Below are 22,980 nucleotides of genomic sequence, written 5' to 3'. Positions count from 1 at the left end.
TTGCAAAAGACCAACTGTCCAAACGAGCAGCTCCGCACTGCGTGCTTATCATCGAGGAGTCAACAATGTCCAAAGCAACCACCGTCAAAGCCTACCTCAGCCCAATTGATCGCGACGGTCTCATGGTTTTTGCCGAAAAAGGCCGCAACAACTCAGCGACTCGCGGCACAAACAAAGTCCATACCGTTATGCAAGGTATGTATCGCAGCCTGAGCTATGTTGGCCAGCATGATGCTGTTGTCGTCGACGAACCATTGCACCTCTTTGGCGAAGACACTGCTCCAGCGCCAGGTGAAATTGCCTTGTCGGGCCTCGGCGGCTGCTTGGCTGTTGGTATCACCGCTGTAGCAACCTGGAAGCAGATCAAGCTGACCAAGCTGGAGATCTTCATGGAAGGCGATATTGGTAACCCAGCTGCTTGGGGCGCCGGCGGCGCCCAAATGCAGCCAGAACAAATGGGGTTCCAAGACATTCGCGTCAAAGTCCTGATCGAAGGCGATGCCACTCGCGAAGAGCTGGACGAGATCGTCAAACATGCGAACTTCTACTCCCCAGTCGCCAACACCATGCGCAACCCAATTCCATTCAGCATCGCACTGGCTGACTAACCTCACTCACTTCAGAGAAAACCCTGATGATCTCGTCTCGCGAAGAAGTCACGAAACTGATTGTTGCTGCCAAAGTCAGCAAAGGCCTCAAGTGGGGCCAGATTGCTGAAGCTATGGGCCTGTCTAAAGAGTGGACTACGGCAGGTTGCCTGGGCCAGATGACTTTCGACAAGACCCAGGCTGAAGCAGTCGGCAAATTTTTTGGTCTCCCTGATGAAGCTGTAGCCTGGCTTCAGATCGCCCCGTACAAAGGGTCGCTGCCCACAGCAGTACCTACAGATCCTTTGATCTATCGCTGGTACGAAATGGTCAACGTCTACGGCACCACAATCAAGGAACTTATCCATGAGGAATTTGGCGACGGAATCATGAGCGCCATTGATTTCAGCATGGATATCCAGCGACAGAACGACCCTAAGGGCGACCGGGTGAATGTAGTCCTGTCGGGTAAGTTCTTGCCCTATAAGAGCTACTGATTCCTACCTAGCCAAACGCCTTCTCAAGTAATTGCGAAGGCGTTTTTCTTGGCTAGAAAACCGGTCGAGCACATTACCGGGAGATGGCTATGACAATTGGCCAGGACAACGGATTGGTGAGTTACCTAAGTCGATACTCGTTCGAGTCGACCTTAACTATTCTCGAAGGCGCCATCTTCAAGAGTGGCGCAAACGTTTACGCGAAAATCGACCACGCCAAGGGCGCGCATTCGCTCTCAGAGACCATGCCCCCTGCACCCTGCTCATCTTTGGTCACCCTAAAGGCGGGACGCCACTGATGCTGCAAAACCCGGTCATAGGCATTGATCTGCCGCTTAAGCTGCTTGCTTGGCAAGACCCCAAAGGCCGTACTTGGGTCACTGTGACAGGACTCGCCTACCTTGCGAAAAGGCATGGCATCAATGATGCGCTCAACGTCACACCTGTGTGATTTTTTTGATGTTCTTGTAGCGGAAATTTCCTAACTATTTCGCTGAGGTGCTCGACGCCACGGGCCAAGCTATTGCCATGTATCCGTGCCCAATTGGATTGGGCGTCACTGTGCCCTAAAGGTATCTCATGGAAATCAAAGACTACTGGGAAAATGTGTACTCCACCAAACCCACAGAATCTGTCAGCTGGTATCAGGAACATGCCAGCACATCGCTTCGCTTGATTCAGGGTGCCGCACTTCAATCCTCACGAATTATCGATGTGGGGGGCGGTGCGTCTACACTCGCGGACGACTTGATTTTGGTCGGATTCCGTGATGTCACCGTCTTAGATTTATCAGCCGCAGCATTGGCTGCTGCGAAAGGTCGACTAGGTGACCGCGCGGACTCGATAAACTGGATCGTAGGGGACATCTTAACCACGCCCTTTCCCCAGCATACCTACGATGTGTGGCATGACAGGGCTGTATTCCACTTCCTTACAGAAGATAAAGAGCGCAGGGCTTATGTGTCCAATGTCCTAAAAGCGGTTAGGCCAGGTGGCATCGTAATCGTGGCAACATTCGCCGAGGACGGCCCGACGCAATGCAGCGGATTACCAGTGAAACGATACAGTTCAAGCGAGCTTCATGAGGAGTTCGGAGCGCCTTTCGAATTGCTGGGCCATGAAACAGAAGAGCACCACACACCACTTGGTACGGTGCAGAGTTTCGTCTACTGCTATTGTAAGACAGCTTCCTGATAGCCAGCGCTACGTGAGACGGATGAATGATATCGAGGTCAGCCATATCTATATTTCGCAGGCGATGATGGTAAAAATTGCTAATGAAGTTTTTCAAAAGGATATTGATGGCCCTTTTGTAAAGCATTGCCCCATCGTCAACGATGCAAAACTCTCGAAGTTCTCTTGACTCTCAACGCAGCGATTGAAGCTGCACGTGCCGGCGAAGCCGGACGTGGATTCGCCGTGGTGGCCGATGAAGTACGGGCACTGGCCCAGAGCACTCATACGTGCCACCCAGAAAATCAGTCAACTGGTAGGTAGCATTAACCAGGAAACCGATATCGCCAGCCAATCTATCAACGTCCTGTCCACAGAGGCGACTCGTCTTTCTGAAGATATCGAACCCTACTAAGCTGTGCGCCAGTCTCGTAATCACTCACCTATACACCCCTTTATATGCTCGTTACAGCGGACGCTGACCCAGCGTTTCCCTACCAATTGCCCTGGACGCCCACAGACTTCGCAAATCGACAATGATGCCGCCTGGGCTTCGTCGACCGTAGTGCGGCACCAGTCATCACCACCCTGGTAGTAGAAACGTAACCCGCCAAACTTTTCCTTCACTTGCCGAGCCAGTATCGGAGGTACATTGGGGTTCTCATCGAGGTGGTTTGCGAGGCTTCGACAAAGCTCATCGAGCAGGTGTAGCCACCCTGGGTAACACGCAATTTCACGCACATGCTCGCTGGAAAAAATCTCGGGATATCGCCCCCGCAGAACGAGCAGCAGATCATCAGCCATGAGCCACCACCTCCATTGCTCGACGAATTTGTGGATATCTCAGCGCGGCTAACTCTGGCATGCTCATATGCTTTCTGGCACCACGGCTGGCGAGTTTATACGCAGTCGAGCGAGAGTTGGTTCAGGTGAGCCAAGTTACCCAGCATGTCATTGCTCGTCGAATCCTTCCGAGCCGCGTGAGCGATCTCTCCAGCGCTTGGGCGAGACACCAGACCAACGATTAAATGCGTGGGTAAAGCTTGAAGTCTCCGTGTAGCCGAGTAATTCAGCGAGTTTGGAGATGCTCATTAGGGTGTTCTCCAAGTAGTAGCACGCAAGCTCCCTGCGTACCGAATCGAACAGGCTGGAGAAAGTATGCCCCTCGTCTTTAAGTTGACGCGTCAATGTCCATACGGGCAGTCTCAACCGGTCGGCGACTTGGTCTACGCGTGGTACACCTGCGTGGATCGTCTCGATAATTTCAGAGCGCACGCGCTCGGCCAAGGTGAAACGAACCGAGTTAGATAGACGCAATACGCTGAAGCTTTGCTTGGCGATCAGTAGCAATTGAGGATCGAAGCCAGGCATAGGCCGTGAAAGATCTGACGCATTCAGGATCAGCGCATTCGCCCCCTGTTCAAATCGAACATCGGTGCCAAACGCTTTCTGATGGTCGTGCCAGCACTCTGGCCGGCCATGACTGAAGTGAACCTCTAGTGGAGCCCACCGTTCCCCCAGCGCTCTACGCATGACGTTGAAGACGTTACCCAGAGTCATCTCCGCATCATGCCGACGACTGACGATGCTGCCATCAAGCAACCCATACTCTAGGTGAACTCTTCCTTGGTGATAATTTAGCTTGAGCGAACTGCGGCTCTGAAACTCCGGAAAATAACGGCTCATGTTCAGCAGCGCTTCGTAGAGAGTGGCAGACGAAAGACCGATGTAACCCCATAAGCCAAGGCACTCAGGTCGGTACTGGTTGCCCAGCCAAAGTCCAAAATTATCGCTATTCGTTAGCAACGCTGCCGTATCGACAGCTTTCAAAAAAGCCGGTAGCGATATGGGCTGGTTTGGGTCATCAAGTACATCTGAATTGATCTCCGAGCGTTCGAAAATATCTTCAGGCTCTGCACCCTGCAGGCGCACGAAAGAGGCGAACCCGGATAACACTGCACCCATCACGGTCGTGGGCTGCGGGGCAGCTTGAGTAGGGGGGGATCGATGCATTTCAGAACTCCATCGTTGCACAGTCAGACAACTGGGCACATGCAACTCCTATACCTCCCCCTATTTTCCTCGTCGTTACGCCGTCTCGCCATACCTCCCCGGGATAAAACGCACCAACTCCGCGCTTAGCGCGCCAAGTCGGTTCGTTTACATGTGGGCTGATGACAAGAAGTTGTCATTTCAAAACAAGTTTTGTCACAGCCCGTTTCCCGATACTGGCATCAGCGTCGTGGCAGGCATTCAGCCTCTCCATGTACTCATGACCTGATAGCTATTGATTGAGGAGACTCCCATGGGAGAGGTTGAGAAAACAAAATTGAGGGGGACGCTTGGCGTAACCTCAATAGTAATGATGGTGGTAGCGACTGCTGCCCCACTCACCGTAATGGTCGCCAATACGCCATTGATGGTGTCGATGGGTAACGGCGTTGCCGCTCCAGTCGATGCGCTCATCGCAACCGTCATCATGTTTCTCTTCACGGTCGGCTTTGTAGCGATGTCCAAGTACATCAACAATGCTGGCGCGTTCTACGCCTTCATTCAGAAGGGCCTGGGCCGCTCCATCGGTCTCGGATCTGCAACACTCGCCGTCGTCTCCTACGCTCTAATCCTCGTCGCGCTGCAGGGCTACATCGGCTACACGACTGCCTCTGCGGTAAACGGATTTCTAGGCCTTGCGGTGCCTTGGTGGGTCTACTCTTTTTTGGCCGTAGGGATCATTGCTTATCTGGGTTACCGAGACATTGAGCTCAGCTCCAAATTTCTAGGCATCGCCTTGGTACTAGAGGTAGCAGTGGTAATCCTGGTCGACATTGCCGTGCTCATGGATAAAGGGCCTAACGGCTTGGAAGGTGCATCATTCCACCTCGAAAATATTGTATCCGGCTCCCCCGGCCTCGGAATTCTCTTCGCCATCTTCAGCTTCATCGGCTTCGAATCCACCGTCATCTATCGCGAAGAAGCCAAAGACCCTGAGCGCACCATTCCGCGTGCGACCTACACAGCGGTGTTGCTGGTAGGTGCGTTCTACGTCATCTCGATGTGGTGTGCCGTCAGTTCAATTGGTAAGGACAACATTGCCGCGTTTTCGGAGGCTCATGGTGCTGATATGTACCTAGCCGTTACTCAGCAATACTTCGGCGTGATCTTCATGGACGTGATGCACGTGCTGCTGATCACCAGCTTGTTTGCCTGTGCTCTGTCCTTGCACAACATTGTGGTGCGCTACAAATACACCCTTGGCCGCTTTGGTGTTTTGAACGACCGCTTTTCCAGCGTCCATCCAGAACACGGTTCGCCTCATTTTTCATCGGTCGTACTGTCGCTCTTCAGCGTAATCGCCTTCGCTTTTCTGATCGCCATCGGCGCCGACCCTGCTAGCCAAATCTACGCCTGGGGCGCTATGGCCGGGACGCTGGGCTACATGGCAATCCTTTCCCTGACTTGCGCAGCAGTAGTGGTTTTTTTCCGCCGCGAGAAGTCGACTGGCCAACTGTGGCAAACCTTCGTCGCTCCCACTGCTGGTCTATTTGGCATCCTTGGCTGCCTGTGGGTTGCTGTATCAAACCTGCCAGATCTGATCGGCGGTGAGAACGCTAAGGCAGTTTCGATCTTCGTCGTCTCGTTCCTGCTGGCCACCTTTGCCTTCGGTTTCTGGATTGCCGAGCGTTTTCGCACCCGTCATCCCATTCGTTACGAGGCTCTGCGCCAATTGGCGTAAGTGCATCCCCTTTGTTCTACACAAAAAGGAAACTTAAAATGATCATCAATCGCCTCTCAAATACCGCCACCATCGAAGAAGTCAGCGCCTCGTTGAAAGAGCATGGCTACGTAGTGATCGATGAGCTCGTAAGCACTGAAGTAATGGATAAAGTCGCAGCTGAAATGGGCCCGTACATCGAGACCACTCCATTCGGTGAGGACAAATTCGTCGGTTTCTCCACCAAGCGTACTGGCGCGATGATCCTGCGTTCCGAAACGTCCCGTGAACTCATCATGAACCCGCTCGTCGTAGGAGTGGCCGCCAACCACCTGAGCAAAGCGTCTACGTTTCAACTGCACCTCACTCAAGTGATCACCGTTCATCCTGGCTCACCTGCTCAGGTGTTGCATCAGGATCAATTGGCCTGGGACTTCTTCCAGTTTCCGAACGACTACGAAGTTCAGTGCAACACCCTTTGGGCCATGACGGACTACACCGCAGAGAATGGTGCCACTCGTCTCGTCCCTGATAGCCAGTTCGCCGGCACCGGCCAGAAATTCCCTCCAGAGGCTGGTATCCCTGCAGAAATGAAAAAGGGTTCAGTGCTGCTCTACACCGGCAAGATTTACCACGGCGCCGGTGAGAATAAGACCGATAAGGTTCGTCAAGCGTTGAATATCACCTACGCAGTAGGTTGGCTACGTCAAGAGGAGAATCAGTACCTGGCTACCCCACCAGAGGTCGCGCGCACCCTCCCTGATGACCTGCTGAAGCTGATGGGCTATCAGTGTGGCTGCTTCGCTATGGGCTATGTTCGCGACTTCGAAGATCCGCTCGCCTACCTGAAAGGCAGCACAGAGCGACGCTCCTCGGGCTTTAACGCATTGAGCTCGACAGCGAACGAGAATTCGGCTGACTACGCGAACTCGCTGGTCTGATCCCATTCACTGTAAAGGCAATCATATGAGCACTATCTCCGAAACAGCGATGGCATTTTTCGAAGTTTGCGAGTCTGGCAAGGGGTGGAAGGAATGCCGCTATTACTGCCACGACGATGCTCCGTTCAACGTCCAGGCCCAGTCCCTGGAAAGCTTGAAAACAGTAGAGGCATATAGCAATTCGATGCCTCACTTGCTGGAAATTATGCCGGACGCACACTTTGAGCTAGTCAGCGTAGCTGCCGATGAAAAGCGTCAGACTGTCATCGCATTCGCACGATTCTGCGGTACCCATACCGGCATCAATGAGCCGGTGCCAGCGACCGGCAGGGCTGTGGTGTCGGACTATGTGTTAGTCATGCGCATGAAGGACGGCAAGGTCGCGGAACTCACCAAAGTCTGGAACGACAGTCACGCAGCTAATCAGTTGGGCTGGGCCTGATAGTCAAGCTCTCGGAGCACCTTTAGGTGCTCTGGGGACAACAATGTAAGCAGGTGATATTTCGATATGTTACTTACACTACATGACTTGGCCGGACGGTTACGCCTCTATTACCTTGGAAATCAAATCTCCCGCCCCGCGACTAAATCCAAGCGACACTGCGGTGCTCTTCGACGGCACCTGTAAGGTCTGTAACGGCTGGGCACGGTTCATTATCCAATATGACCATGCTCATAGGATCCAGCTAGCGGCGGTACAGTCACCGGAAGGCCAGGAGTTGTTGCGGTGGGCCGGGTTGCCTCAGGACAACTTCAATACCATTGTTCTTGTCTCGAACAACAAGGTAGCCATACGACCCGAGGCGATGTTCGAGATTTTGGGTCGCCTGGACGCCCCGTGGCGCTGGCTAACAGTTGCAAGGGTTGTCCCAGCAACCATGCGAGACTGGATGTACAACAAAATCGCCCTGAATCGTTACCGGCTTTTCGGAAGGTATGACTCCACCCATCTTCCGACCGCCGATCACGACCGCCGCTTTTTGAAAGAAAACCTGTAAATATGGTCTCTGGATACTCCTCGAGGTCGGGCATCGCCGTGACTTGCTAGGACGTAGATTCCGGCGCTTCGCCCCGATGGCGTTGATCGGCGTAGCAACTCTGATTTAACGTAACCGTCCGGGCAATACACCTTCCTGATCCCAACGCTTAGGGCGATGGTGGACACCAAATCGACCTGACCCCGGAATACCGCATCAACGACAACGTGCGCGTGTTCTTCCGTTACGCCCATGGCTTCCGTTCCGGCGGTTTCAACACCGGGCTGTCCACAAGCCTGTCGCAGTTGACCACGGTGGACCCGGAGCAACTCGACGCCTATGAGTTCGGCGTGAAGTCCGAGTGGTTCAACCATCGCCTCACGGCCAACGCGAACATCTTCTACTACGACTACTCGGATATTCAGGTGAACCTGCTGACCGTCAACAACGGTGTGCTGACCACAGCCCTGACCAACGGCGCCAAGGGCAAGGTCAAGGGCGCCGAGCTGGAGCTGGAAGGCCAGCCCACCGACTACCTGCACCTGCGCGCGGCGGTGTCCTTCCTCGACACCGAATACACCGACTTCAAGAACACCAACCCCACCACCGGCGCAGTCACCGGCGACTACAGCGGCAACAGCTTCGTGCGCTCGCCACGCAACGTGGTGTCCCTGGGCGGCGACTACACCATCCCGCTGGAAATCGGCGGCAAGCTGGTGGCCGGTGCCGACGTGAGCTTCCGCGACAAGGAGTACTTCCTCGCCGACCGCCAGAGCAGCGCCGACAAAGACCTCAGCCAACCCCACTACACCCTGGCCAACAGCCGCCTGACCTGGTACAGCCCCGACGAAAAACTCAGCGTTACCGGTTTCGTCAACAACCTCACCGACCGCCGCTACCAAGTACATGGCCGGCCGAACGGTGGCGCGGGCCAATACGTGATCACCTACGGCGACCCGCGCACCGTCGGCCTGAGCGTGACCAGCCGCTTCTAACCCCCCACCACTCGCCCTTGTAGGAGCCGGCTTGCCGGCGATGACGGTGTATCAGGCAACATCCCCGCTGGATGTGCCACTGCCTTCGCCGGCAAGCCGGCTCCTACCAAAGCGGGTGTTTTTTGAAAGGACCGCATCTATGTTCCAACGTACTCCGTTGGCCGGCGCGATTGCGCTGGTCATGGGTAGCCTTGCCATGCCTGTCCTGGCGGCAGATGACACCCAACCCAGCGCAAAAAACGATCACCTGGACACCGTCGTGGTACTCGGCACCCGCCGCAGCGACCTGACCGCCCTGCAAAGCGCGGCGCCGGTGGACGTGCTGTCCGGCGAGCAATTGCAGCAGACCGGCGCCACCGATCTGTCCGGCGCCCTCACCGCCTTGTCGCCGTCGTTCAACTTCCCTCAATCGCCGCAAGGCGCCTTCGCCGGTTCCATCGCCCAGGGTGCCTCGCTGCGTGGCCTGGCCTCGGACCAGGTGCTGGTGCTGGTCAATGGCAAGCGCCGTCACAGCAGCGCCAACATCACGCGCCAGAGCCTGGTCAATGGTCGGGGCGCGGCAGCGGTGGACCTGAGCCTGATCCCGTTGAGTGCGATCCAGCGCGTCGAGATCCTGCGCGACGGCGCCGCCGCTCAATACGGATCGGATGCCATCGCCGGAGTCATCAATATCGTGCTCAAGGAAAACGACGACGGCGGCAACCTGGGCTACCGCTTCGGCGGCTATGACAAAGGCGACGGCATTCAGCGCAAACTCAGCGGCTGGAAGGGTTTCGCGCTGCCCAACGATGGCTTCCTCACCCTGAGTTTCGACGCCGGCAGCCAAGACCCGGCCAGCGACACCAACCCCGACAACCGGATCTTTTATCCCGGCGATACCAGCGTCAACACCGCGCGCGAGCAGAACAACCGCTACCGCACGTGGCGCTGGGGCTCGGGCAATGTGTCGGACCAGTACAACTTCATCGCAAACAGCGAGATCGGGGTTGGTGAGGGACTGACCGCCTATGGCTTTGCCACCTACGCGCACAAGAACACCGACGCCGAAGGTTTCTTCGACCCGCCCACCACTCTGCGCAACAACTACGGCAGCACCGCGTTGCAGCGCTACCCGGACGGCCGTCTGCCGATCACCCGTTACAGCCTGGAAGACTATGCGGTCACTGGCGGCCTGCGCTTCGAAAACGAACAGTTGGGCAAGTTCGACCTGGCCTTGAACCATGGCAACAACACGCTCGAGTCCGCAGACCGCAACGCGATCAACCCCAGCTACGGCGTGGACAGCCCGTCGACGATCTATACTGGCAAGCGCGAAAACGACCAGACGAACCTGACCCTGGATTGGGTGCGCGACTTCCCCACCGCCCTGCTGTTCAAGCCGTTGACCCTGTCGGCAGGCCTGGCCTGGCGCAAGGAGAACTACCAACTGAGCGCGGGCGAAGCTGCCGGCTGGCAGAACGGCCCGCTGTTCAATACCGTCGACCCGATCACCGGACGACGCATTCCCGGCTATTACTCGGGCATCACCCAGGTGGACGCGGCGTCGCTGGAACGCAAGGTGCTGGGCGCCTATATCGACGTCGAAGGCCAAATCACCGAGAAATTCCAGGCCGGCGTGGCGGTGCGTACCGAGCACTATTCGGACTTTGGCGACACCACCAACGGCAAGCTGTCGCTGCGCTATGACTTCACCCCGCAGATCGCTGCACGGGCCACGGCCAGCACTGGCTATCGCGCGCCGTCGCTGGTGCAGAGCGGCATGTCCTCCTTCAGTGTGCAGGTGGTGGAACAGCCGCCGGGCAGCGGTAACTACGTCGAGGTGCAGCAACGCACCTTGCGCGCCAACAGCCCGGAAGCCCAGGCGCTCGGCGGCAAAGCGCTCAAGCCTGAGGAGTCGACCAACTACTCCCTGGGCCTGGTCTGGCGCCCGCTGGAAAACGCCTCAGTCACCGTGGATGCCTACCGCATCAACATCAATAACCGCATCACCCTCTCCGATCAACTGCCCGCCAGCGTGGTCTCACCGATCTTTGCCGGCACGCCCTACGCCAATATCCAGAGCGCTGCGTTCTACACCAACGTTGCAGACACCCGCACCGACGGCGTCGAGTTGACCGGCAATTACCAGTGGGACTTGCAGCAATGGGGTCGCTTGAACCTGAGCAGTGGTTTTGCGCAGAACAACACCACCATCACCGGCTTGCACGACGTGGGCAATATCAAGGGCTCGCAGATTGTCGGGCGTGCGACCCAAGGCCTGATCGAAGACGGCACGCCGCAAACCAAGCTGACCCTGAGCGCTAATTGGCTGTATGAAAACTGGGGGCTGACGGTCGCCCAACGTCGCTACGGCGAATGGAAAAGCCTTAACGCCACCAACCCCAACCTCGACCAAACATACAGCCCGCAATGGGTGACGGACCTGGACCTGTCCTACACCTTCCAAAAGGGGGTGAAGGTCTCGGTGGGCGCGATCAACCTGTTCGACACCCACCCGGACAAGGCCGATGGCGCGCAGTTGTATGGCGTGCCGAAGTATTCGATCACCAGCCCGGAAGGCGCACAGGGGGCGTTCTACTACACCAGTGTCAGCTACGACTTCTGAGGCGGCTGCTGAATGGGTGCTGCTCCAGCAGCACCGTATAACCAAAATCTCTGTAGGAGCCGGTTTGCCGGCGATGGCGCCTTTTGGCCATGTGCTGGTCTCACGGGCGCTATCGCCGGCAAGCCGTGCGCCTACAAGGGTTAGCTTGATCTGGCACATGTCTTGCGATAGTAACCTGGTACTTCGCTGAATAAGACTTGCCATGCGCAACCATCGGTTACTTGTCTCCCTCACTTGGCTTATCACGCCCATCTCCCTGCTCGCCCTCTGGACGCTGGTAGCACACCTCGGGATTTTTCCGCGCAACTTGCTGGTACCACCGGCCCAAGTGCTGCACACCTTCGAAGAGCTGCTGACCAGCGGCGAATTGCTCAAACACCTGTGTAATAGCTTATCGCGGCTCGGCCTGGGCTTTGGCATCGGCTCACTGTGTGGCCTGGCGTTTGGCGTGCTGATGGCCATGTCCAAGAACGTAGAGGTGTACTGCGGGCCGCTGTTCCACACCCTGCGCCAGATCCCCAGCATCGCCTTGATCCCGATGTTCGTGCTGCTGTTCGGCATTGATGAAACATTCAAGATCATTATCGTCGCCAAAACCGCGTTCTTCCCGGTGGCACTCGCGGCAGGTGAAGGAGTACGCGGCATTCCGCGCAGTTACTTCGAAGTGGCCGACGTGTACCGCTTGCGCTGGCCGACCTTTGTGCACCTGGTGGCCCTGCCCGCCGCCGCACCGCCGATCATCACCGGCTTTCGCATCAGCTTGACCCGTGCCTGGGTTGTCCTGGTGGCCACTGAGTTGCTGGCGGCCGACAGTGGGCTGGGGCAGATGATCGAGATGGCCCGGCAGATGCTGCGCATCGATGTGGTGATGGTCGGTGTAGTGGTCATCGGGGTGATTGGCTTTGCCCTCGACTATGCCTTTCGCCGTATCGAACAGCGCCTGTTTCGCTGGCAGACCCACTAGGAGCCTCACATGCTGCCCTTACTGAAAAAATCTCGAGGACTGCTGCTGCCACTGCTGCTGGTTCTTGCCTGGGAATACGCCTCACGCCAGGACGCTGCCGGCGCCTATGCCTTCGTGCCGTTATCGGCGATCGGCTCGGCGTTGCTGGAAATGCTCGGCAACGGTGAACTATTGGTCAACCTGCTGGCGAGTCTGACTCGTACCTGCAGTGGCTTGGTACTGGGCATCGTGTTTGGCGTGACGCTGGGGGTGCTGATGGCACTGTCCAGCGTCGCCAACCGCTTGCTCGGGCCGCTGTTCCATTCGATTCGTCAGGTACCGATGCTGGGCTGGATTCCACTGATTGCGATGTGGTTCGGCAATGGCGAGTTTTCCAAAGTATTAATCGTCACCCTTGCTGCGTTCTACCCGATGGTGCTCAACACCTACCAGGGTTTCAGCCATGTGGAGCGCCGCTATCGTGACGTCGGCCAGGTGCTGGTACTGACCCCTGTCCAGCAATTCACGCAGGTCCTGCTGCCGGCGGCGTTGCCGAGTATCGCCACCGGCGTGCTGCACGCGCTGGCATTCGCCTGGGTTACTGCCATCGGTAGCGAGTTGTTCCTGTCCTCCGGGGCCGGGCTGGGCAACCTGATGATGAACGCCGAGGCCGGCTCGCGCATGGAGGTAATCCTACTCAGCGTGCTGTGCATCGGCTTGCTCGGCTACCTGATGACACTGTCGCTCACTCTTATGAGCCGCCACCTGTTGCGCTGGCGCAACCTTCGTTGAAAGGCCCTGATATGAATGCAATCGCGTCCCCTATTTACGTGCAAACCGGTGCGCTGCAGATTCGCGGACTGAACAAGGCTTACCGGATCGAGGGTCGTTCACTACGAGTGTTGCAGGATATCCACCTCGACGTGCGTCCTGGCGAGTTTGTTAGCATTGTCGGCGCCAGCGGCTGCGGCAAATCTACCTTGCTGCGGCTGATTGTCGGACTGGAAGCCGAATACGAAGGTGACATTCTGCTAGACGGCAAACGAATCGCCGCCACCAGCCTGGAACGCGGCATCGTGTTCCAGGACCACCGCCTGTTCCCGTGGATGACCGTTAGCCAGAACATCGCCGTGGCCCTAAAAAACCACAAGCTGCCCCACGCGGAGAAAGACCGTCAGGTAGCAGAACACATCACGCTGGTGAACCTTGAAGGATTTGAAAATGCCTACCCCCATCAGCTCTCAGGCGGCATGGCACAGCGTGCCGCAATCGCCAGAGCGCTGATCAACAAACCCAAAGTGTTGCTACTGGACGAACCCCTAGGCGCCCTCGATGCCCTGACCCGCGTACACCTGCAACGCGAGTTGCAACGCATTTGGGTACAGCAGCGTTGCACGGTGATTATGGTCACTCACGACATTGAAGAGGCGTTATACCTGGGAGACCGAGTGATCGTGATGGACGCACATCCGGGTCGGATCAAGCATGAAATCCTGGTAGACCTGCCCCATCCGAGGGACCGGACGTCGTCGGTGCTACAGGGGTACAAGGAACACTTGCTGGAAGAATTGGTAGGGCATTGAACCTGCCGCTCACAGGCCGCGCCTTCCGATCCCGTAAGTCGGAGAACGCGAGCATAACCTTAGCTGTCGATATTCTCATGCTGCCCGCCGACACTGTGGGCATTACGCTTCTGGATGACTGGGACGGCATGGGCCAGCACGTGAGCAAACCGGATTGCCCTACGTCTCTACAGCGCGCAGCAAAGACGAAGGCGCTGACTTTTGTAGCAGAGGCCAGGACGTCGGGGTGATGCACGCTCGCGGTCATGATGCGCATATGGCAATCGCGCAGGGGGTTGCCGAGGTGTTGGCGGCCTGTGGTTTGCGCGCCTGGCAACGTGACCTCCAGCAGCAGGAGCATATAACCAAAATGTCGGTTTACAGCATTTAATATCATTAAACGCAAAACATTTATCGCGTTTAAATATAACCAAACGCCTGGCTGTTCTTATGCAGCAGACCTGCCCCGCGTATCACCCGATTCTTTACCCGCAGGAAGCACCATGTCCGACCCAACACCGCTGTTATTCGGCCTTTATGAACAAGCCAGTGTCGGCTGCGGCGGCGCGCCCAGCCTGTGGACCCACCCGGCCGATGAACGGCTGAATATCAACACCCTCAAATATTGGTCGAACCTGGCCCGCACAGCGGATGAAGCTAACCTGGACTTGATGTTCTTCGGCGATGTGCTGGGCTTTTACGACGTATTTGGCGGCTCTGAAGCGATGGCATTGAAATGGGCCGTCGAAGCCCCCGCCAACGACCCGCTGACGATTATTCCGGCGCTGGTGGCCCTCACCGAAAAACTCGCGTTTGGCGTCACCGTCACCACCAGCTACGAGCACCCGTTCACCCACGCCCGACGCTTCAGTACGCTGGATCATTTGTCCGATGGGCGCATCGGCTGGAACATCGTCACCTCGTACCTGTCCAGCGCCGCGCGCAATTTCGGCCTGGAGCAGATGATCAAGCACGATGACCGCTACGAGCGCGCCGAAGAGTTCCTGGAGGTGGTCTACAAGCTCTGGGAAGGCAGCTGGGCCGATGACGCCGTGGTTGCCGACAAACTCTCGCAGACCTACGCCAATGGCGCGCGGGTGCGCCCGATCCAGCACGCGGGTGAACATTACCGCGTCGCCGGCCCGCACCTCAGCTCGCCATCGCCACAGCGCACGCCGTTGCTGATCCAGGCCGGCTGGTCGGCACGCGGCCGGGAGTTCGCGGCCAAGCACGCGGAACTGGTGTTTATCGCCAAGTCCAACCCGCTGGATATCCGCCAGGGCCTTGAAGATATCTGGCGCCAGGCCGAAGCCCGTGGACGTCAGGCCGCCGATGTGAAGTCGCTGACCGTGCTGCGTATCGTCACCGCTCCCACCGCCATCGAGGCACAGAAAAAGTACGACACCCTGCAAAGCAACTATCACCTGCAAGCACAGTTGGTGAGCTATGCCGGCGACACCGGCATCGACATCAACCGCTACGCCGACAACGAAGCGCTGTCGACCCACACCGAAGGCATGACCTCTTACGTGATGCGACCCGATGGCAGCGGCAAACCGTTGACCGCAGGTGAGGTGCGCCAACGCTTTGCGAATGTCACCCGAGGTAGCGATCTGATTCTGGTAGGCACCCCGGAGCAGATCGCAGAAAAGATCGAGGAGCACGCACGAATCTCCGGTACCAGCGGCTACATGCTCAACCCGCTGATCAGCCCAGGTTCGTTGAATGACTTCGTCGAACTGGTGATCCCGGCCCTGCAAAAACGCGGGCTGTACCGCACCAACGCACAAAGCGGCACACTGCGCTCGCGCCTCAGCGCTGATGGCATCGATCGCCTGCCAAGCTCGGCCCATGGCGCTTCGTTCCGCTTTGCCTGAAGCCTGCGTGGGACTAGGTGACCTGCGCAAACAGGAACGGTAGAGTCACCCCCACGTCATGCCCGCACACGGAACCCCAGGATGCCTTTCGACCCGATTTCCCCGCACTACCAGCGTATCCGCGAACAGATCGCCAATGACATCGCCGCCGGTGTACCCCAGGCCGACGAGAAATTCCCCTCCGAGCGGGACATGATCGAACGCTTCGGCTGCACCCGCGTCACCTTGCGCCAGGCCCTGCAGCAACTGGAAGCCGAGGGCCTGGTATATCGGGAAAATCGCCGGGGCTGGTTCGTCAGCCCACAGCGCATCCGATACGACCCCACGCGGATCAGCGGCTTCATGGACTACGTCAGTGGCCAGGGACGTACACCGCGCACCGAATGCCTACAGGCCGAACTGCGCCCTGCCGGCGCCTGGCTGGCCAGGCGCATGAGCCTGAGTTCGGAAGATGAGCCAGTATTTTTCCTCCAACGTCGACGCTGGATTGATCGGCGCCCGGTGCTGCTGGAGTTCAACGCACTGCTGGCGAGCTGGTGTCCGGGCCTGCTCGACGCTGACTTGAACACCTCCCTGACTCGGGTCCTGCGCGAGCGCTTTTCGAGAGTGCAATCGCGCTGCGAGCTGGAGATGCACATCGGCACCGTCAACGAGGATCAGGCGGAACTGCTGCAACTTTCCCCAGGCTCGACCAGCGTCTACCTGGAGCGCCTGAATTTCGGCGAAGAGGACCAGGCCGTGGAGTTCGACCAGGAATTCTGGCGCCCCGACGCACTGTCGATCGTGATGGAGACCCGTTATCCCGGGACGACCTGACTTGACAAGCCAGTCATAGCCAATGTCCTTCCACTGCATAAGGCCACCTTCAGCGGCTGCCGATGAAGACGGGGATCGCATTGTTCAACGAAAACCCCACCAGGAAGACAGCCAGCCCCATGTCGATCTGGCGCGTGTATTTCAAAAACAGCGCCTTGACCCGACCTTGTCCGAACAGCAAGGCCACCGTTGAATACCAGATCAACTCCAGCGTCGAACACAATAGCACCACCAGAATCTTATCGGTGGAGGTACGAGGCGAAGACAGGAAACCGGCATAGATACTGACCATGAAGGCAATGGTTTTCATGTTGCTGATATTGGTGATTACCCCCACTTTGTAACCTTCGAAGAATCCCCCGATTACCTGAGGAGCGCTGCTGTTGCCGCCCGCGCCCTTCTGAAACACGCTCTTGATAATCACATAGGCGATGTACAGCAAATACGCGGAACCGCACAGTGTGGCGACATCGGAAAAACCGGGGTATTGCGCCAGCAGCGCGGCAAGTCCCAGCAGCGACAGGGTTGAAAACATTACCCCCACAGTGCAGATCCCCAATGTAGCGCCGAAACCGGCGGTCACCGAGTTGAGTGATGAAAAACGGCTGACAATAATGAAGTTCGGGCCGGGGCTGACGACCGCCATGAGGTAAATCAGTGCCGCTGTAAACATGAATCCTCCTAATTCTAAAAAAGCAGCCCGCACTGGCCGAGCTGCTGTCCTTATCAAGCGATCGAATGTTCCTCTGACTCCTGGACTGCGGGCGTACCCAGGTTGTTTACCAACGCCGTCAGAATGGTCTGCTTGTCCAGCCGCGCCTTTGCCTGGGCGTCAAGGCCGAAGTAATAGTCGACGTACTGCGGAAAATACACTCGGTCACTAAACGGACTAGTGGCGGGACGCGAGCAGTTTATCCACGAGCTCGACAAACCCAACCCCACCTGGCCCTTGAGTGATCCAGGCGGGTGGTGTGGATAGCTGTGACAAGTATTTGCGCACGGTACTCACACCCACTGTGTGACGGAAGAAATCGAACATAGGTGCGTCGTTAGTCGAGTCGCCGGAATACAGAACCGCATCTCGATTCTCGTTGATATCCAGGTCATAAACCTCAGCCAGAATACGCCTCGACATACTCAGCTTGTCATAGCCGCCAAGCCAACCCAGGACCCACAAATTGTTGACAGTGACGTCGGCTCCTGCTTCTTCCAACGTTTCCACTATCGCCTGCCGAGTCTCGGAGTGCTCCGGCAGGGAAAAGGCCACGCTCGTTAACCTGAACGGCTGATCGCTGGCCAGTGTCGCTTCGGGCACCCTGGCTTGAACCTGTCGAGCGATGGCCTGCAGGCGACTCGATACCCTGCCTTCCTCGGTTTCGGAGTGCCAGAAGTGCCGCCGCAACTCATGCCCACCGACTGCGCGCTGGAAAAACAGCCCTCCATTTTCCCCGATCACTCCGTCAACTGGCCACATCCGAGCCATTTGATCGCACCACCCGGCGGGTGCTGCCGTGACCGGAATAACGCGGATGCCATACGCTTGCAAACGCTCAAGCGCAGTGTACGTAGCGGCCGCCAAGCGGCCTTGGTAAGTCAGGGTCTCGTCCATGTCGGTGAGGACGAAACGAACACTATCAAACTCGGAATCAGCGGCGGTGAACAACGGTTGCATGGAAGTTCTCATTTTCTTTGAAAGGGTCAGAATGGCAAAAAATTACAGGGCGAACGAGTTGACGCGAAACGTCGATGTGCCTGAAAACACACAGATCATCACGTCTAGGTAAAGAACCGATTCGCCGGACGAGGTAATCCAAGGTTTTCGCGCAAGGTCGATCCTTCATACTCGCGCCGAAAAATGCCACGTCGTTGCAACTCGGGAACGACCTTGGCCACGAAATCATCGAGCCCTCCCGGCAGCCACGAAAACATGATGTTGAGCCATCGCTGCCTTCAGTCTCCAGCCATTGTTGCATCTCATCGGCAATGCTCTGGGCCGTCCCCACGAACGAAAGGCCAGCGTAGCCACCAAGGCGCTGAGCCAGTTGACGTACCGTCAGTTGCTCACGATCAGCCAGCGCCAGCACCCGTTCACGGGCGCTTTGGCTGCCGTTGGTTTCAGGTATCGACGGCAGAAACTGGTCGGGATCAAATTTCGTGGCATCTGTTCCCAGGGCAATGGACAGAGAAGCTATCGCACTCTGGTAATGCACAAGGCTGTCGAGGTGCGCGCGGATTCGCCGGGCGTCCTCCTTCGTATCGCCCACCACCACAAAGGCGCCAGGAAGAATCTTCAAGTGTTCGGGGTGTCGACCTATTTCCCGCATGCGGCGCTTGATGTCTGCATAGAACGCTCGGCCCTCCTCCAGCGTGCCCGGAGCAACGAAAATCACTTCAGCTGTTTTGGCGGCCAACTGGCGCCCGGGCTCTGAAGAGCCGGCCTGAACGATCACCGGCCAGCCCTGCACCGGACGGGCAATATGCAACGGTCCGCGAACGTTCAGATATCGGCCTTGATGATCGAGTGTATGCAGCTTGTCCGGGTCGAAGTAGACGCCGCTGTCGGCATCGCGAATAAATGCATCATCCGCCCAACTGTCCCAAAGCCCGGTCACCACATCGTAAAACTCCCGCGCGCGCGCATAACGCTCATCATGGGAAAATGCCTGCTCCAGGCCAAAGTTCAACGCCGCATCAGGGTTAGCCGTAGTGACAATATTCCAACCTGCACGACCGTTACTCAGATGATCAAGCGAGGCAAAACGCCGGGCGATATGAAACGGTTCGTCGTAGGTGGTCGAGGCCGTCGCCACCAGCCCGATGTGGTCGGTCGCCTGACTGAGTGCAGACAACAAGGTGAAGGGTTCGAACGAGGTGGCGGTATGGCTGCGCTTCAACGCTTCGATGGGCATATTGAGCAAGGCCAGATGATCGGCCATGAAGAACGCATCGAAGCGAGCACGCTCCAGTGTTTGAGCAAAACGCTTGAGATGAGCAAAGTTGAAGTTGGCGTCACCATAAGCGCCGGGATAACGCCAAGCGCCGGTGTGGATGCTGACCGGACGCATGAAGGCGCCAAGTTTGAGTTGGCGTCGAATACTCATGAAGAACTCCGTAATCAAGAGGATTCCCAGCATCGACCGGGCGAACTGTCCCTGTCCAATAATCAAACGTGCTGACTTATGCCGTATGGTCGAGAGTCGTAATTCGGTGCAGCACTACCTGGGCCCTCGACAACCACGGCACGGACGAAATTACCCCGCTGACGGTCAGACACCAGCCTTGGCCAGCATCGAAATCAACAGCACATCGGCTCCGGCAGTGGCCCAGTGGGGATTAATCTCCTCGGCTTCGTTATGGCTGAGGCCGTCCACGCAAGGCACGAAGATCATCGCAGTCGGGGCCACACGGTTCAGGTAGCAGGCATCATGCCCGGCGCCGGAAATCATCGGCCGATAGCTGTAACCCAGGGCTTCGCAGGACGCACGCACGACCTCTACGCAGCCACTGTCGAAGGCAATCGGCGCGTACTGGAAGATCTGTTTGACGTTGTGTTGCAAACCCATCTGCCCTGCAATCCGCTCCACCACCTCGCGCAACTGCACATCCTGCCGAGCCAGCACCGCCTCATCCGGGTGACGAAACTCGACGCTGAAGAACACCCGTCCGGGCACCACGTTGCGTGAGTTGGGAAAGACGTTCGCCATGCCCACGGTGGCACGGCCCTCGGCCCCCTGTTCCAGGCCCAACTGATTGACCGCCTCCACCACCCGGGCGAAACCGAGCAAGGCATCCAGTCGGTGATCCATCGGCGTAGTACCGGCGTGGGCGCTTCGGCCGATCAGTTCGACTTCATACCAGCGCTGGCCTTGAGCCCCGGTGACTACACCGATGGTGAGGTCCTGAGCTTCGAGAATCGGGCCCTGTTCGATATGCAGTTCAAAGGCCGCATGCACCGCTTGGCCGCCCACCGGATGCGCGCCAGCATAGCCAATCTGCTCCAGCGCCTGACCGATGCTGATGCCCTCGGCATCGGTCCGCGACAGGCCGTATTCCAAGTCAAACACCCCGGCATAGACACCGGAAGCGATCATCGCCGGGGCAAACCGCGAGCCTTCTTCATTGGTCCAGTTAACAACTTCGATGGGCCGTTCGGTCTCGATCCCAAGGTCATTCAAAGTGCGCAGCACTTCCAGTCCCGCCAGTACGCCGTAGATGCCGTCGAACTTGCCGCCTGCCGGTTGGGAGTCGCCGTGGGAGCCGGTCAACACCGGTGCTAACTGGTCATTGCGTCCGGCGCGTCGGGCAAAGATATTGCCCATGGCATCGACCCGTATGCTGCAACCGGCCGCTTCGGCCCAGACCACGAACAGGTCTCGGCCACGACGGTCCTCGTCACTCAGCGCCAGCCGCGACACACCACCCTTGGCGGTGGCACCGATCTGCGCCATCTCCATCAGCGAGTCCCAGAGGCGCTCGCCATTGACTCGCGCCAGGACGCTCATGAACGTGGCTCCTGAGGTTTGTCCTGGGGCTTAGCCCGGTAGCGGAAGTCGCAGCGTGGCGCTCCGCCCATGATGGTCTGGGTACGGGTCAGTTCGATGTCCGGGTTGTAGCCGACGATAAACAGTTCGTCGCGGTTGCACGACAGCAGGTGACCGATCTCGCCGAGGCCCATCTCGTGGTACATCTCGGCATAGCGGCAGCGTTTGACGTCGTAGTCATAGTGTTCGGCGTCACTGGCGATGATCTCGACTTTCAGCGCATCGTCCTGCTCCCAGAGGATCTGTAGCTCGACGAAACTTTCGAGGTCTGCGCCCTTTTCTTCCAGGGCGGCGAAATGTTTTCCAGCCTTGATCGCGGCATTGCCCACCGCCTCGCCGATCACCGCGGCGGCATGTTGCTTGCCGTGCTCGCGCACCAGGATGTCGTAGATCGGCTTGATGATTTCGGCTTCAATCCGCCGCCGGGCGAGGATGCCCAGTTCACCTTCGAGTTTGCTCATTGTGTGCCTCCATCAGCTCCACGGAAGCGGACGAACCCACCGGTTCGTCCGCAGATTTAGCCTGGTTATTTAGCGCCGCCCGCCACACTCACCGGCAGCCACTGGTTGGCCTTGACCTGGTACACGGTGAAGGTCGGGTTTTGCAGGTTACCCTGGGCATCAAATGCAATGGTTCCGGTCACCCCTGGGTAACTGATAGTGCGCAGTACCGGCAGGTACTTTTGCGGGTCGGTCGAATCGGCCTTTTCGATGGCCGCGATCAACACGCCGACGCCGTCGTAGGCAAACGGTGCATGCAGCTCGATCGGTGCCTTGAAGCGTTGTTGGTAGGCCTGGTCGAAAGCCTTGCCGCCAGGCATCTGCGCCACCGCCAGCCCTGGTTCGAGAGCGATCACGCCCTCACCTTCGTTCTGCGCCAGTTGCAGAAACGTCTGGCTGACAAAGCCGCCGGCGCCCATCAACGGTGCCTTGATCCCCAACTGCTTGATCCGCCGGGCAAGAGGCGCGGCCTGAGAATCGACGCCACCGAAGAAAATCAGGTCAGGATTCTGACTGCGGATATTGGTCAGTACCGCGCTGAAATCGATGGTCTTGTCGTCCACGTACTCACGGGCCACGACCTTGGCACCTCCGGCCTCGATGGACTTGACGAACTGGTCCGCCAGCCCCTGACCGAATGCGGTGCGGTCATCGATCACGGCGATGCGGCGGGCCTTGAGGGTTTTCAGCGCGTAGTCGCCCGCAACCTGACCACCGTCATCGTCGTGCCCCATGATCCGGAAGCTGGTGTCAAAACCCTGCTGAGTGTAGGCATGGCCAGTGGCGACCGGTGCTACCTGAGCAATCCCTGCGTCGTGGTAGACCCGCGCCGCCGGAATGCTGGTGCCGGTGTTCCAGTGACCGACGACGCCGACCACGCCTGCATCCACCAGACGCTGGGCAACCGAGACCGCGGTGCGTGGATCGGACTGATCGTCTTCGGAGACAAGTTTGAAGCTCACCGCTTCGCCATGGATTTTCGGGTGCTGGGCGTTGGCCTTGTCGATGGCCAGTTGCGCGCCGTTTTCCAGGTCCTTGCCGATCCGCGCCGAAGGGCCGGTCAGGGGGCCAGCGAGGCCGATCAGGATTTGTTGGTCGGCCTGAGCCACTGCACTGGCCAGGCTGCCAAGCGCCAAGCCGAGCAGCACGACGCGTTTGAAGGGGGCAGAAGTTTTCATCGGTATTTCCTGTATCTCACAGGCCTAAATGGCCTGAACGGGCTTGTCGGAACACGCCGGGCGTCCGGTAGCGTCA

General features: G+C 57.8%; 22 protein-coding genes and 3 pseudogenes. 17 read left to right on the top strand and 8 right to left on the bottom strand.

Annotated elements, in window-relative coordinates:
- The first annotated feature begins 65 nt into the window (after positions 1-65).
- The 6 genes and pseudogenes from RGV59_RS15845 to RGV59_RS15820 form a co-directional block, all read left to right on the top strand.
- Entirely contained in the window at positions 66-608 is a 543-nt protein-coding gene (locus RGV59_RS15845) for an OsmC family protein (protein ID WP_126587058.1), read from the top strand.
- A 26-nt stretch (positions 609-634) separates the two neighbouring features.
- Positions 635-1,084, top strand: a complete 450-nt coding sequence (gene cynS / locus RGV59_RS15840) for a cyanase (RefSeq protein WP_126587056.1) — start codon at positions 635-637, stop codon at positions 1,082-1,084.
- 31 nt (positions 1,085-1,115) lie between these two features.
- Positions 1,116-1,535 carry a DUF302 domain-containing protein gene (locus RGV59_RS15835; protein WP_126587053.1) on the top strand — a complete coding sequence of 140 codons (420 nt, stop codon included), beginning with the start codon at positions 1,116-1,118 and terminating at the stop codon, positions 1,533-1,535.
- A 128-nt stretch (positions 1,536-1,663) separates the two neighbouring features.
- On the top strand, positions 1,664-2,278 hold the full coding sequence (locus tag RGV59_RS15830) for a class I SAM-dependent methyltransferase (RefSeq protein WP_126587050.1): 615 nt from the start codon (positions 1,664-1,666) through the stop codon (positions 2,276-2,278).
- Positions 2,279-2,300: 22 nt separating this feature from the next.
- Positions 2,301-2,447 (top strand): hypothetical protein, encoded by a 147-nt coding sequence (locus tag RGV59_RS15825; protein WP_185833609.1) that lies wholly within the window; start codon positions 2,301-2,303, stop codon positions 2,445-2,447.
- A pseudogene (locus tag RGV59_RS15820) lies at positions 2,441-2,543 on the top strand (methyl-accepting chemotaxis protein); the annotation flags it as partial. The gene RGV59_RS15825 and the pseudogene RGV59_RS15820, both read left to right, overlap by 7 nt.
- 149 nt (positions 2,544-2,692) lie before the next feature.
- Here RGV59_RS15820 and RGV59_RS15815 read toward each other — a convergent pair.
- Both RGV59_RS15815 and RGV59_RS15810 read right to left on the bottom strand, forming a co-directional pair.
- Positions 2,693-3,061 (bottom strand): hypothetical protein, encoded by a 369-nt coding sequence (locus RGV59_RS15815; protein WP_126587046.1) that lies wholly within the window; start codon positions 3,059-3,061, stop codon positions 2,693-2,695.
- A 147-nt stretch (positions 3,062-3,208) separates the two neighbouring features.
- Positions 3,209-4,270: an AraC family transcriptional regulator gene (locus tag RGV59_RS15810; RefSeq protein WP_126587044.1), complete on the bottom strand. Its 1,062-nt coding sequence runs from the start codon at positions 4,268-4,270 to the stop codon at positions 3,209-3,211.
- A gap of 292 nt (positions 4,271-4,562) precedes the next feature.
- On the opposite strand from RGV59_RS15810, the gene RGV59_RS15805 reads away from it, so the two are divergent.
- The 11 genes and pseudogenes from RGV59_RS15805 (at position 4,563) to RGV59_RS15755 (ending at position 16,685) form a co-directional block, all read left to right on the top strand.
- Positions 4,563-5,990, top strand: coding sequence for an APC family permease (locus RGV59_RS15805; RefSeq protein WP_126587042.1), 1,428 nt, complete (start codon positions 4,563-4,565; stop codon positions 5,988-5,990).
- A 38-nt stretch (positions 5,991-6,028) separates the two neighbouring features.
- Positions 6,029-6,910: a phytanoyl-CoA dioxygenase family protein gene (locus RGV59_RS15800; protein WP_126587040.1), complete on the top strand. Its 882-nt coding sequence runs from the start codon at positions 6,029-6,031 to the stop codon at positions 6,908-6,910.
- A gap of 25 nt (positions 6,911-6,935) precedes the next feature.
- Positions 6,936-7,352 (top strand): ester cyclase, encoded by a 417-nt coding sequence (locus RGV59_RS15795; RefSeq protein WP_126587038.1) that lies wholly within the window; start codon positions 6,936-6,938, stop codon positions 7,350-7,352.
- Positions 7,353-7,434: 82 nt separating this feature from the next.
- A complete protein-coding gene (locus RGV59_RS15790; RefSeq protein ID WP_185833608.1) occupies positions 7,435-7,908 on the top strand; it encodes a thiol-disulfide oxidoreductase DCC family protein in 474 nt (157 codons plus the stop codon).
- Between the two features lie 173 nt (positions 7,909-8,081).
- Positions 8,082-8,882: pseudogene (locus tag RGV59_RS15785) on the top strand (TonB-dependent receptor); the annotation flags it as partial.
- A 139-nt stretch (positions 8,883-9,021) separates the two neighbouring features.
- A complete protein-coding gene (locus RGV59_RS15780; RefSeq protein ID WP_126587036.1) occupies positions 9,022-11,487 on the top strand; it encodes a TonB-dependent receptor plug domain-containing protein in 2,466 nt (821 codons plus the stop codon).
- Between the two features lie 202 nt (positions 11,488-11,689).
- Positions 11,690-12,451 carry an ABC transporter permease gene (locus RGV59_RS15775; RefSeq protein ID WP_126587034.1) on the top strand — a complete coding sequence of 254 codons (762 nt, stop codon included), beginning with the start codon at positions 11,690-11,692 and terminating at the stop codon, positions 12,449-12,451.
- Between the two features lie 9 nt (positions 12,452-12,460).
- Positions 12,461-13,222: an ABC transporter permease gene (locus tag RGV59_RS15770; RefSeq protein ID WP_126587032.1), complete on the top strand. Its 762-nt coding sequence runs from the start codon at positions 12,461-12,463 to the stop codon at positions 13,220-13,222.
- Between the two features lie 11 nt (positions 13,223-13,233).
- The gene (locus RGV59_RS15765) at positions 13,234-14,013 is read left to right on the top strand and encodes an ABC transporter ATP-binding protein (RefSeq protein WP_126587030.1); all 780 of its coding nucleotides are present in this window, start codon (positions 13,234-13,236) and stop codon (positions 14,011-14,013) included.
- A 482-nt stretch (positions 14,014-14,495) separates the two neighbouring features.
- Positions 14,496-15,869: an LLM class flavin-dependent oxidoreductase gene (locus tag RGV59_RS15760; protein WP_126587028.1), complete on the top strand. Its 1,374-nt coding sequence runs from the start codon at positions 14,496-14,498 to the stop codon at positions 15,867-15,869.
- An 81-nt stretch (positions 15,870-15,950) separates the two neighbouring features.
- Positions 15,951-16,685: a UTRA domain-containing protein gene (locus tag RGV59_RS15755; protein WP_126587027.1), complete on the top strand. Its 735-nt coding sequence runs from the start codon at positions 15,951-15,953 to the stop codon at positions 16,683-16,685.
- A gap of 49 nt (positions 16,686-16,734) precedes the next feature.
- Here the strand turns inward: RGV59_RS15755 and RGV59_RS15750 are convergent, their stop codons facing one another.
- The 6 genes and pseudogenes from RGV59_RS15750 to RGV59_RS15725 all read right to left on the bottom strand — a co-directional run bounded on the left by RGV59_RS15750 (position 16,735) and on the right by RGV59_RS15725 (position 22,904).
- On the bottom strand, positions 16,735-17,358 hold the full coding sequence (locus RGV59_RS15750; protein WP_126587025.1) for a LysE family translocator: 624 nt from the start codon (positions 17,356-17,358) through the stop codon (positions 16,735-16,737).
- A 216-nt stretch (positions 17,359-17,574) separates the two neighbouring features.
- Positions 17,575-18,357 carry an HAD-IIB family hydrolase gene (locus tag RGV59_RS15745; RefSeq protein ID WP_126587023.1) on the bottom strand — a complete coding sequence of 261 codons (783 nt, stop codon included), beginning with the start codon at positions 18,355-18,357 and terminating at the stop codon, positions 17,575-17,577.
- Between the two features lie 104 nt (positions 18,358-18,461).
- A pseudogene (locus RGV59_RS15740) lies at positions 18,462-19,786 on the bottom strand (LLM class flavin-dependent oxidoreductase).
- A gap of 165 nt (positions 19,787-19,951) precedes the next feature.
- A complete protein-coding gene (locus RGV59_RS15735; protein ID WP_126587021.1) occupies positions 19,952-21,187 on the bottom strand; it encodes a Zn-dependent hydrolase in 1,236 nt (411 codons plus the stop codon).
- Complete coding sequence (locus RGV59_RS15730; protein WP_126587019.1) at positions 21,184-21,687, bottom strand: L-2-amino-thiazoline-4-carboxylic acid hydrolase; 504 nt, start codon at positions 21,685-21,687, stop codon at positions 21,184-21,186. The genes RGV59_RS15735 and RGV59_RS15730 overlap by 4 nt, the downstream gene beginning before the upstream one ends.
- Before the next feature lie 65 nt (positions 21,688-21,752).
- Positions 21,753-22,904 carry a branched-chain amino acid ABC transporter substrate-binding protein gene (locus RGV59_RS15725; protein ID WP_126587017.1) on the bottom strand — a complete coding sequence of 384 codons (1,152 nt, stop codon included), beginning with the start codon at positions 22,902-22,904 and terminating at the stop codon, positions 21,753-21,755.
- Positions 22,905-22,980 lie beyond the last annotated feature (76 nt).

Source organism: Pseudomonas sp. FG1 (assembly GCF_034313875.1).
GTDB classification, from domain to species: domain Bacteria; phylum Pseudomonadota; class Gammaproteobacteria; order Pseudomonadales; family Pseudomonadaceae; genus Aquipseudomonas; species Aquipseudomonas veronii.
This window is presented reverse-complemented; position numbering and strand designations above follow the sequence as displayed.